Source organism: Weizmannia sp. CD-2023 (assembly GCF_036225245.1).
GTDB lineage: Bacteria > Bacillota > Bacilli > Bacillales > Bacillaceae_C > Weizmannia > Weizmannia faecalis.
The window spans coordinates 23445-34432 of the sequence record NZ_JARTJQ010000001.1; the positions used below are offsets into that span (position 1 = coordinate 23445).

The 10988-nt window shown below is 50.4% G+C and carries 12 protein-coding genes and 1 riboswitch; of the genes, 1 reads left to right on the forward strand and 11 read right to left on the reverse strand.

What is annotated here, in order from left to right; genetic code table 11:
• Position 1 precedes the first annotated feature (1 nt).
• From purF to P9687_RS00150, 10 genes are all read right to left on the reverse strand, one after another.
• Entirely contained in the window at positions 2 to 1426 is a 1425-nt protein-coding gene (gene purF / locus P9687_RS00105; protein WP_013860598.1) for an amidophosphoribosyltransferase, read from the reverse strand.
• The gene (gene purL / locus P9687_RS00110; protein WP_168985732.1) at positions 1411 to 3660 is read right to left on the reverse strand and encodes a phosphoribosylformylglycinamidine synthase subunit PurL; all 2250 of its coding nucleotides are present in this window, start codon (positions 3658 to 3660) and stop codon (positions 1411 to 1413) included. The genes purF and purL overlap by 16 nt, the downstream gene beginning before the upstream one ends.
• Positions 3644 to 4327: a phosphoribosylformylglycinamidine synthase subunit PurQ gene (purQ, locus tag P9687_RS00115; protein ID WP_017552973.1), complete on the reverse strand. Its 684-nt coding sequence runs from the start codon at positions 4325 to 4327 to the stop codon at positions 3644 to 3646. The genes purL and purQ overlap by 17 nt, the downstream gene beginning before the upstream one ends.
• Positions 4324 to 4578: a phosphoribosylformylglycinamidine synthase subunit PurS gene (gene purS, locus P9687_RS00120; protein ID WP_017552972.1), complete on the reverse strand. Its 255-nt coding sequence runs from the start codon at positions 4576 to 4578 to the stop codon at positions 4324 to 4326. The genes purQ and purS overlap by 4 nt, the downstream gene beginning before the upstream one ends.
• Positions 4571 to 5281 (reverse strand): phosphoribosylaminoimidazolesuccinocarboxamide synthase, encoded by a 711-nt coding sequence (gene purC, locus P9687_RS00125; RefSeq protein ID WP_029142044.1) that lies wholly within the window; start codon positions 5279 to 5281, stop codon positions 4571 to 4573. Before purC ends, purS begins: the two co-directional genes overlap by 8 nt.
• A gap of 89 nt (positions 5282 to 5370) precedes the next feature.
• Entirely contained in the window at positions 5371 to 6666 is a 1296-nt protein-coding gene (gene purB / locus P9687_RS00130) for an adenylosuccinate lyase (RefSeq protein WP_017552970.1), read from the reverse strand.
• Positions 6659 to 7819 carry a 5-(carboxyamino)imidazole ribonucleotide synthase gene (purK, locus tag P9687_RS00135; protein WP_168985733.1) on the reverse strand — a complete coding sequence of 387 codons (1161 nt, stop codon included), beginning with the start codon at positions 7817 to 7819 and terminating at the stop codon, positions 6659 to 6661. The genes purB and purK overlap by 8 nt, the downstream gene beginning before the upstream one ends.
• Positions 7800 to 8276 (reverse strand): 5-(carboxyamino)imidazole ribonucleotide mutase, encoded by a 477-nt coding sequence (gene purE / locus P9687_RS00140; RefSeq protein ID WP_438821552.1) that lies wholly within the window; start codon positions 8274 to 8276, stop codon positions 7800 to 7802. The genes purK and purE overlap by 20 nt, the downstream gene beginning before the upstream one ends.
• Positions 8277 to 8417: 141 nt before the next feature.
• A riboswitch (purine riboswitch) is annotated at positions 8418 to 8518 on the reverse strand.
• Positions 8519 to 8566: 48 nt separating this feature from the next.
• Entirely contained in the window at positions 8567 to 8779 is a 213-nt protein-coding gene (locus P9687_RS00145; RefSeq protein WP_035190025.1) for an NETI motif-containing protein, read from the reverse strand.
• Positions 8776 to 9318: a DUF2179 domain-containing protein gene (locus tag P9687_RS00150; RefSeq protein ID WP_017550737.1), complete on the reverse strand. Its 543-nt coding sequence runs from the start codon at positions 9316 to 9318 to the stop codon at positions 8776 to 8778. Before P9687_RS00150 ends, P9687_RS00145 begins: the two co-directional genes overlap by 4 nt.
• A gap of 150 nt (positions 9319 to 9468) precedes the next feature.
• Here P9687_RS00150 and P9687_RS00155 point away from each other — a divergent pair, with 150 nt between their 5' ends.
• Positions 9469 to 10197, forward strand: a complete 729-nt coding sequence (locus tag P9687_RS00155; protein ID WP_168985735.1) for a DsbA family oxidoreductase — start codon at positions 9469 to 9471, stop codon at positions 10195 to 10197.
• 256 nt (positions 10198 to 10453) lie between these two features.
• Here P9687_RS00155 and P9687_RS00160 read toward each other — a convergent pair whose 3' ends face one another.
• Positions 10454 to 10942: a PTS sugar transporter subunit IIA gene (locus P9687_RS00160; protein WP_035190027.1), complete on the reverse strand. Its 489-nt coding sequence runs from the start codon at positions 10940 to 10942 to the stop codon at positions 10454 to 10456.
• Positions 10943 to 10988 lie beyond the last annotated feature (46 nt).

Below are 10988 nucleotides of genomic sequence, written 5' to 3' on the forward strand. Positions count from 1 at the left end.
GCTATTTTTGAATCAGTTCTTTTTCATGTGGCAGCACCGTATCCGGATAAATTTCCGTCGGATACTTGCCGGTAAAACAGGCAAGGCACTGGCCGCATGTTTCATTGATCGCCGGCCTGCCGATTGCCTCGAGCATATTGTCAACCGTCAAAAAAGTGAGGGTGTCTGCGCCGATGATCTGGCGGATTTCCTCCACGCTGTGGCGGGCTGCGATCAGTTCTTCATGCGTCGATGTGTCAATGCCGTAAAAACACGGATGTTTCATCGGCGGCGAGCTGATGCATACATGCACTTCCGTTGCCCCGGCATCGCGGAGCATGGTGACGATCCGTTTGCTTGTCGTTCCGCGCACGATCGAATCATCAACCATGACCACCCGCTTTCCTTCGACAATGGCGCGCACCGGCGACAGTTTCATTTTCACACCCTGTTCGCGCAGCGACTGCGACGGCTGGATGAACGTGCGCCCGACATAACGGTTTTTGATCAGGCCCATTTCATAGGGGATGCCGGATTGTTCCGCATAACCGATCGCCGCCGAAATGCTTGAATCCGGCACGCCGGTTACGACATCCGCGTCAATGCCCGCCTGGATTGCAAGCCTTCTCCCCATATTCTTGCGGGCGGCATGGACGTTGATGCCGTGGATATTGCTGTCCGGCCGGGAAAAATAAACATATTCCATTGTGCAAATGGCCGGATTCGCAGCATACGCATACGGCTCCGACTCAATGCCGCGGCTGCTGACCGATACGAGTTCACCAGGGCGGATGTCGCGGATAAACTCAGCCCCGACAATGTCAAGCGCGCATGTTTCCGAAGCAATGCAATAAGCGTCGCCGATTTGTCCGAGTGAAAGCGGGCGCAAACCGTTCGGGTCAAGGGCGACAAGCAGCTCGTCTTCGGTCATGACGGCAAATGCATACGCCCCCTTTAACATCGTGAGCGCGCTTTTCATCTGTTCCTTCATGGTGCGGTAGCCGCTTCTTTTCATTAAATGGGCGAGCACCTCTGTATCGGATGTCGTCTGGAAAATGCTGCCCTGCATTTCAAGCTGGTGCTTCAATGTATGCGCGTTGACGAGATTGCCATTATGTGCAAGCGCGAGGCTGCCGTTTTGCGAATGGAACAGAAGCGGCTGGACGTTTTCAATCCCGCCGCCGCCCGCTGTTGCGTAGCGGACATGCCCGAGGGCCGCATCTCCGTCAAGCCCAGCAAAAGACTGGGCTGAAAATACTTCCGTCACAAGCCCTTCCCCTTTTTTGCCAATGAGGCGCCCGTTTTGTTTGACAACAATACCCGCACCTTCCTGCCCCCTGTGCTGCAGGCTGTGGAGCCCGTAATAGGCAAGCTGTGCCGCTTCTTTATGGCCCCATACCGCGAAAATCCCGCATTCCTCATTTAATCCCTTTATTTCAGCAAGCATTTTAAGGCTCCTTTCCAGGCCGTTTCGCATTCCTCTGTATCCGCCTGAATCCACGTCTCCCCGTTTTCCCCTTTGACAGCCATTTGCTTATCATCCGTGACGTTGCCAATCCAAACAGCCTCATCCACCAATTTTTGAAACGCCTGCTGGTGCTCTTTCTTCACTGACACAATAAATCGTGACTGGGTTTCGCTGAATAACGCCGTAACCGGGTTGCCTTTTAAAACCACATTGGCCCCCAAATTTTCCGTCCCAAACAGGCATTCAGCGAGTGCCGGTGCAAAACCGCCTTCCGAGACGTCATGGGCGCTTTGCACAAGGCCGGACTGGATCGCAGCAAGCAGTTGGTGCTGGCGCCGGGCTTCAGTTTCCAAATCGAGTGCCGGCGGTTTTCCGGAAATTTGGCCGTCCGTAAGCTTTTGCAGTTCGCTGCCGCCGAATTCCGGTTTTGCTTCCCCGATCAGATAGATGAGGTCACCAGCCTGTTTAAATGTCTGCGTGGTCACATATTTGATGTCTTCGAGAAGTCCGACCATGCCAACAACCGGTGTCGGATATACAGCCTGTACGGACACTTCCCCGTTTTCTGTTTTTTGCAATGTTTCATTATACAGTGAGACATTGCCGCCAATGACCGGGGTTTCAAGCTCGCGGCATGCTTCGCTCATGCCATCTGCCGCTTTTTCGAGCTGCCAGAAAATTTCCGGCTTTTCCGGTGCGCCAAAGTTCAGGCAGTCTGTCACGCCAAGCGGCTGGGCTCCGGAACAGATAATGTTGCGTGCCGCTTCCGCCACTGCGATTTTCCCGCCTGTTTCCGGATCCAAATAGACGTAGCGGGCGTTGCAGTCCGTTGTCATCGCGAGCGCTTTTCTTGTCCCGCGGATCCGGATGACGGCTGCATCCGAGCCCGGCATGACCACCGTGTTCGTCCGCACCTGAGAGTCGTACTGTTCATACACCCATTCTTTGCTGGCAATGGTTGGCTGTTTGAGCAATTGGAAAAAGGTTTCCTGAAGATTTTCCACCGCCGGGATTTGTGGTTTCATCTCTTGGCAGGCTGCAAAATAAGCCGGCATTTTGGACGGTTTATGGTAGACGGGCGCATCTTCTGCAAGCGCATCGGCCGGCACATCCGCGACAAGTTCGCCGTTGTGGTACAATTTGAGCATTTTATCGCCGGTTACCGTTCCGATAGCAACCGCATCAAGCCCGTATTTTTGAAAAAGGCGGATGATTTCCGGTTCCCGGCCTTTTTTTACGACAATCAGCATCCGTTCCTGCGATTCGGAGAGCATCATTTCATATGGCGTCATCCCAGTTTCGCGCTGCGGAATGCGGTCAAGATTCATTACAAGCCCGACGCCCGCCTTGCTGGCCATTTCGGAAGAGGAGCTGATGAGCCCGGCCGCCCCCATATCCTGGATGCCGACGAGCGCATCATGGCGGACAAGTTCGAGGCAGGCTTCAAGGAGCAGTTTTTCCATAAACGGATCGCCAACTTGGACTGCCGGGCGCTTTTCCTCCGAATCTTCGCTGAGCTGCCCGGAGGCAAAGGTGGCGCCGTGGATGCCGTCCCTTCCTGTTTTTGCGCCGACATACATGACCGTGTTCCCGATGCCGCGCGCCTGCCCTTTTTGAATGTCTTTATGTTCGATCAGGCCGACGCACATCGCGTTAACGAGCGGATTGCCGTCATAACACGGATCAAATGCCGCTTCCCCGCCGACTGTCGGAATCCCGATGCAATTGCCGTAGCCCGCAATTCCGGCAACGACTTCTTTGAAAAGACGTTTCACCCGCGGGGAATCGAGTTCGCCGAAACGGAGCGAATTGAGAAGCGCAACCGGCCTTGCCCCCATCGAAAACACATCGCGGATAATCCCGCCGACGCCCGTTGCCGCGCCCTGGTACGGTTCAATCGCGGACGGGTGGTTATGGCTTTCAATTTTAAAAACAACCGCCAGCCCGTCGCCGATATCAATGATGCCGGCGCCTTCCCCGGGCCCCTGGAGAACGCGTTCGCCTTTTACCGGAAACTTTTTTAAGACCGGCTTAGAGTTTTTGTAACTGCAATGTTCCGACCACATGACGGCAAACAGCCCTGTTTCGGTATAGTTCGGCGTCCGGCCGAGAATCGTTTCGACCCGTGCGAATTCTTCGTCTGTCAGCCCGATTTCACGGTAAATCTTTTGGCTTTTGATTTCGGCCGGTCCTGGTTCAAGCAATAACGGCATGGGATTCCCTCCAGTTTTTTACAATGGATTTGAACAGCTTCAAACCGTCCGTGCTTCCGAGTAATGCTTCAACGGCCCGTTCCGGATGGGGCATCATCCCGAGCACATTGCCTTGTTCGTTCATAATTCCCGCAATATTGGCAATACTCCCGTTAGGATTTTCCCCGTACGTGAACACAATTTGCCTGTTTTCTTTCAGCTTTTCGAGCGTTTCCGCATCGCAAGTATAGTTCCCCTCCCCGTGGGCAACCGGAATCCGGATCGTTTCCCCCTGCTCATACAGGGAAGTAAACATCGTTGCGGCATTTTCGACTACAAGCGGCACCGTTTTGCAGACGAATTTCAAGCCTGCGTTCCGGAGCATGGCCCCCGGCAAAAGGCCGGCTTCAAGCAAAATTTGAAATCCGTTGCAGACGCCAAGCACCGGTTTGCCCTCTTCAGCAGCTCTTGCAACAGCCTGCATGACCGGCGAAAAGCGTGCGATCGCGCCTGTCCGCAAATAGTCGCCGTACGAAAACCCGCCCGGCAGGAGGATCCCGTCAAAACCATCTAAGCTATCCGCATCATGGCGGACGTATGCCGCTTCTTCACCAAGTGCATCTTGAATCGCATGAAACATATCGGTGTCACAGTTCGATCCCGGAAAAACAAGACATGCAAACTTCACGGCGCAACACACTCCTCAATTTCATAGCGGTAGTCTTCGATGACAGGATTTGAGAGCACCCGCCCGCACACTTCCCGGATGACGGCATCCAGGTCCCGGTCCGCCTTTTCTACAAGCAGCTCCAAATATTTTCCGGCCCGCACATCCTGCACTTCACTGTAGCCGAGCTGGACAAGCGACTGGTTGATGGCAGCCCCCTGCGGATCAAGGATGCCCTCGCGCAAGGTGACATAGACTTTCACTTTATACATGCGAAATATCTCCTCTCAAGCGATTTAAGATTTCCTGGTAAACTTCCGTTAAACTGCCCAAATCCCGGCGGAACACATCTTTATCCAGCTTTTCATTCGTTGCCCGGTCCCAGAGCCTGCACGTATCCGGGGAAATTTCATCGGCCAAAAGGATCGCCCCGTCACGTCCGCGTCCGAACTCGAGTTTGAAATCCACAAGGCGGACGCCGATTTCCGCAAACAGCGCCGTTAGGCTCTCATTGACAACGAGCGCCTGTTTTCTTAAAAACTGCAAATCTTCCGAACTTGCAATCCCTAAAAGCCGTACATGGTCTTCTGTAATGAGCGGGTCGCCGAGTTCGTCCTTTTTATAATAAAATTCGACAACCGGCTGCCCGGCCGGCGTTCCTTCTTCAAGCCCGAGGCGCTTTGCAAGGCTGCCCGCCACGACATTGCGGACGACTACTTCAAGCGGGATGATCTCCACCCGGCGCACAAGCTGTTCGCGTTCCGATATTTTACGGATAAAATGGCTCTTGACCCCTTTGTCCGCAAGCCGCTTAAAGATCAGGCTTGAAATCTCATTGTTCAGCTTCCCTTTTCCTTCAATCTCCGCTTTTTTCACGCCATTAAACGCGGTGGCCGAGTCTTTGTACTCGACGCGCAATACATCCGGATCCTCTGTTTCATACAACCGTTTTGCTTTCCCCTCGTATACAAGCATGCGCCTGCCTCCTTAGCCTGCTGCGCAAATTTCGCAGCCGCTTTTTATTTTCCGGGACAGCCGGGCTGAATTCACCCGGCCGCCCCGGTTCAGTTCAGCCCGAGACGGTCAAAAATCGTATCGACATGTTTCAAATGATAATGGTAGTCAAAGCATTCCTCGAGTTCTGCTTCCGTGAGCCTGCTTTGGATGGCCGGGTCTTTTTTCAACAGTTCCTTAAACGGCACTTGTTTTTCCCACGACTCCATTGCTTTCGGCTGCACCGTATCGTATGCAGCTTCACGGGACATGCCTTTATCAATCAGGGCAAGCAAAACCCGCTGTGAATAAATGAGACCGAGCGTTTTGTCCATGTTCCGTTTCATATTTTCCGGGAAGACGGTCAGGTTTTTCACAATATTGCCGAACCGGTTCAGCATATAATTAATAGCAATCGTTGCATCCGGCAAAATAATCCGTTCCGCGGAAGAATGCGAGATGTCGCGCTCATGCCAAAGGGAGACATTTTCATACGCCGTTACCATATAGCCGCGCAGCACCCGCGCCATCCCGGTCATATTTTCCGAACCGATCGGATTGCGTTTATGCGGCATCGCGGACGATCCTTTTTGCCCTTTGCTGAAAAACTCTTCCACTTCACGGGTTTCGCTTTTTTGCAGCCCCCTGATTTCCGTAGCAAATTTTTCAATCGATGTCGCGATCAAAGACAAGGTCGCGATGTAATAAGCGTGGCGGTCGCGCTGCAGCGTTTGCGTGGAGATGGGCGCCGGCTTTAAGCCGAGTTTCCCGCAGACATACTGCTCAACGAACGGGTCGATGTTGGCATAGGTCCCGACAGCACCGCTTAATTTCCCGTAACGGATGCCGTCCGCCGCTTGCCTGAAGCGTTCGAGATTCCGTTTCATTTCTTCGTGCCAGAGCGCCATTTTCAGGCCAAAAGTGGTCGGTTCGGCATGGACGCCGTGGGTACGGCCCATCATGACGGTGTATTTATGTTCAATTGCTTTTTGCTTTAAAATTTCAATAAAACGTTCAAGGTCTTTTTCAATGATTTCATTTGCCTGTTTGATCAAATAAGAAAGCGCCGTATCGACCACATCCGTGGACGTCAGCCCGTAATGCACCCATTTTCTTTCTTCGCCGAGCGACTCCGAAACGGCCCTTGTAAAAGCGACAACATCGTGGCGCGTTTCCTGCTCAATTTCTAAAATTCTTTCAACATCAAATCTGGCATTTTCACGGATTTTTTGCACATCTGCTTTCGGGATTTCCCCAAGCTCCGCCCATGCTTCACAGGCAAGGATTTCCACTTCAAGCCATGCTTTGTATTTATTTTCGTCTGTCCAGATGGCGCCCATTTCAGGCCTTGTATAGCGTTCAATCATTCACTGCTGCCTCCGATCGTTTCTGTACATCCTGCCATACACCGGATTGTTCAAGGGAAAGCAAAGTCTCTTCGATTTCCTCTGTCAGCACTGTAATATGGCCCATCTTTCGCTGGAATTTCGCTTCTTTTTTGCCGTAAAGATGGACCGACCATTCCGGCTGGTAAGGAATTTGCGTAAGCGCCCTTTCGACGTGCTGGCCGAGCAGATTGACCATGACAGCCGGCTTCAAAAGTTCCACTTTGCGGAGCGGCCAGTTGCAGATCGCGCGGATATGCTGGCCAAATTGCGAAATCGAACAGGCTTCAATCGAGTAATGCCCGGAATTATGCGGGCGCGGCGCCAGTTCATTGACATAAAGCGTGCCGTCCGCTTCTAAAAACATTTCGACTGCAAGCGTGCCGGTTAAATGAAGCTGCTCTGCCACCTTTAGGGCGAGTTGCTCCGCCTCTTTTTTCACCGTATTTTCCACCCGTGCCGGCGCGATTGTTTGATGCAAAATATGGTTGTGATGAATATTTTCAACTACCGGAAAAAGGCTCGTTTCCCCTGTTTCATTCCGGGTGATGATGACAGAAAGTTCTTTTGTAAATGGAATCATTTTTTCAAGGACACATGCGCCGTGGGCAAGAAGCGGATCCGTTTCCTTAAAATCCCCTTCATGCCGGAGCGTGATCTGCCCTTTTCCATCATAACCGCCGCGCGCCGTTTTTAAAATACATGGATAGCCAATTTCCCCAACAGCTTCTTTCAAATCCGCCGCGTTTTCAACGATGCGGTACGGCGCAACCCGGACGCCTGCTTTTGCAACTGCTTCTTTTTCAAAAATACGGTTCTGCGTGATCCGGATCAGTTCCGCTCCTTGTGGCACATGGGCAAATCCGGTGGCCTTTTTCAATGTTTCATAATCGATATTTTCAAATTCATAGGTGAGCACATCGCATCGTTCCCCGAGCTCCCGCAATGCCGCTTCATCATTATATGGCGCCGTGATCTGCCCGTCCGCCACCTGCGCACACGGGCAATCCGGCACAGGATCAAGGACAATGATCCGGAAACCCGCCTCTTTTGCGGCAAGGGCCATCATTCTCCCGAGCTGGCCGCCGCCGATGATGCCGATTGTACTCCCCGGTTTAATCATTTTCCTGTTCAAGTTGATCACTGCTTTCATATACGGTTTTCGAAAGTCTTTCCCGTCTTTGTTCAAGCCTTTTGGCAATATGTTCGTTTGTTGTGGATAAAATTTGGGCGGCAAGCAGTCCGGCATTTGTTGCGCCCGCTTTTCCGATCGCGACCGTTGCAACCGGGACACCGCCCGGCATCTGCACGATTGAAAGCAAAGAGTCAAGGCCGTTCAGCGCTTTTGACCGGACCGGCACGCCGATGACTGGCAACGTCGTTTTTGCTGCGACCATCCCTGGCAAATGGGCCGCACCGCCTGCTCCCGCAATGATGACTTTTACGCCCCTGCTTCTTGCCTGTTCTGCATATTGAAACATCAGATCCGGCGTCCGGTGCGCAGAGACGACTTTTTTCTCGTAAGGTACGTTCAATTCATCCAGCACGCTGCATGCATGTTTCATCGTTTCCCAGTCCGAAATGCTGCCCATAATGATGCCAACTTCAACTGCCACCTGCATCCCTCCCCTGTTTATGTACAAAAAAACCCGGACGGATCTGCCCACTCTATTTTAGAGAGAAAGCAGTCCATCCGGGTGCAGCACAAATAAGCAAGGAAAACCTTGTGATTCCCAACTTCCGCTTTCCCTCATAGTCCGATTATTTACGGTAACCGGGTAGAGACGTATGGGCCGTATTCCCATTATATATGAGGGTCATATTCACTTTGTATTTTTATCTTAACAGGGAGGCTTGTTGCTGTCAACGAATAATTCATGTTTTACAGGTCGGGAATGTTCGGGTCTGAACTTGATTTTCTTCCTTCAAATACAATTTTTCTGGTGACCGGCTCATATTCTTTCTTGCCGTTTTTCTTGACTTCCCGGAACACCGGCTTTTCGATTCTTCTGAACGGTTGGAAGCCTTCTTTTTCCATTCTTGCCAGACAGTCCGCAATGGTCTCATTTTCCAGCACTTCAAACTGTTTTTTCATTTGTTCAATTTTCCTTTCTTCACCGCTTTTACCCAAAAACCGCCATAAATGGTTTTCGGCTCGTATGCAATGATAAAGGCCTTTGGATCAATCGTCTTTATCGCTTGGTATAATTTCAGCTCATATTTCCTCGGCGTCAAAACCTGGAGGGCAATCCGATCCCCTTCAAGCCCGTGCGCATCCCATGTAGTCACGCCGTAGCCGCTTTCCCGCAATTTTTTTGCCAAATCCAGATTTGCCCCTGTTGTAATGACATTGACCGTAATATAGCCGAGCGCCAGTTTTTCTTCAATTTTCATCCCCACCATAACACCGATTCCGTAACCGGCCGCATACGCAATAATGTTTTGGATCTTATTCAGATTGTCAAGAACAAGCCCGAGACCGATGATATACACGATAATTTCAACCATGCTGACAAAAGCGGCAATATACCGGTATCCTTTTAACGTTAGAATCATCCTCGTTGTCGAAAAGGATACATAGATAATATTAACAACAAAAATAATCAGTACCATGACAATACTATTGTGGAGCAATGATGTTCCCCCTCCTCATCACACATTCATTTTGCTTCTTTTCCATCATATCACGGCCGGAGCAAAGTAAACGTGTCCATAAGCATGATTTTTTATGATAAAACTTTTTTATGATACGATAGGGGGTAATCGAAGAAATGGGGTGTTCATATGAAAATTGAAGTGTGGTCTGACTTTGTCTGCCCATTTTGCTATATTGGAAAACGGCGTTTGGAAATGGCGCTGGCACAATTTCCGCACCGGAACCAGGTGGAAGTTGAATTTAAAGCGTTTGAACTTGACCCTGCTGCCGAAAAAGGCATCGGCAAAAATATCCACGAAGCGATTGCTGAGAAATACGGCATCAGCATGGAAGAAGCAAAAAAGGCAAACCGCGGGATCGGTGAACAGGCGGCAAGCGTGGGGCTTCATTATGATTTTGACAACATGAAGCCGACAAACACGCTGGATGCACACCGCCTTGAAAAATTTGCCGCGACTGAAGGCAAAGGGGCGGAACTCGCCGAAAAACTGTTCCACGCCTATTTTACAGAAGGAGCGTATATCGGTGACCACGAAACACTTGCCGCAATCGTCGAATCTGCAGGCCTCAGCCGGGAAAAAGCTTTGGAAGTGCTTCGTGACCCGAATGCCTATCTAAATGACGTACGCGTAGATGAAGCCATCGCACAACAATACGGCATCACCGGCGTCCCGTTTTTTATTCTTAACCAAAAATACGCCATCTCCGGCGCCCAGCCGCTCGAAACCTTTACAAGCGCCCTTCAGAAAGTATGGCAGGAAGAAGTCGCAGCACCGGTGCTGCAAGACCTGTCCACCGAACAAGACGTTGCCTGTGCAGATGGAAGCTGCATTGTACCCGGGAAGGAAGAAAAGTAACCATGTTATGGAAGGCAGGGATATTCCCTGCCTTTTTAAAATACGCTTTATATAAAATGAACGAAACATTGCTACTTTGTTGTCGGCTGCAAAAAGGAATCATCATGCAAATGGATGACCTTGTCTCAATGCAAAAACTTAAGTCCGTTTTATATAGCATTCTTTCTGTGTCCGCTTTTGATGGTTAGAACTATTTGTTCGTGGATTTAAGTTTTCGTCTCTATTGCTATATTCCTGGGCAAGCTGATTCTGGCCGCTATTTTAATTCAACTTTTCCGATCTCATTCCCCGCATTCACTTTGCCATTTGTAGAAATCGTAAAATCCAAAATACTGTTGGAATTTGTAAAGATAACCATTACACTGTTATCCTTTCCAGCTGCTTTCAGTGCGGATAAGTCCATATCAGCAATTTTATCACCAGCCTGAATCGTATCATTTTCATTTACATATACCTTAAAAGGTGCTCCCTTAAGTTCTACCGTATCGATTCCCAGATGCACCAATACTTCCAACCCATTATCTGTCTGAATACTAATGGCATGTTTCGTGTCAAAAACGCTCACAATTTTTCCGGATACCGGGCTTCTAACTTCTCCGTCCGCTGGTATTACGGCAAATCCATCTCCCATCATCTTTGTGGAAAAAACCGGATCATTTACCTCAGTGATTGGTACTAAATGGCCGCTTGCAGGCGCAACCAAGCCTACTGTTTGGCTCTTTTTCTTTTTTAAAAAGTTGAGCATATCGGTTCCCTACTTTCTAAATCATTAATTTAGGGCTTGCTGAACG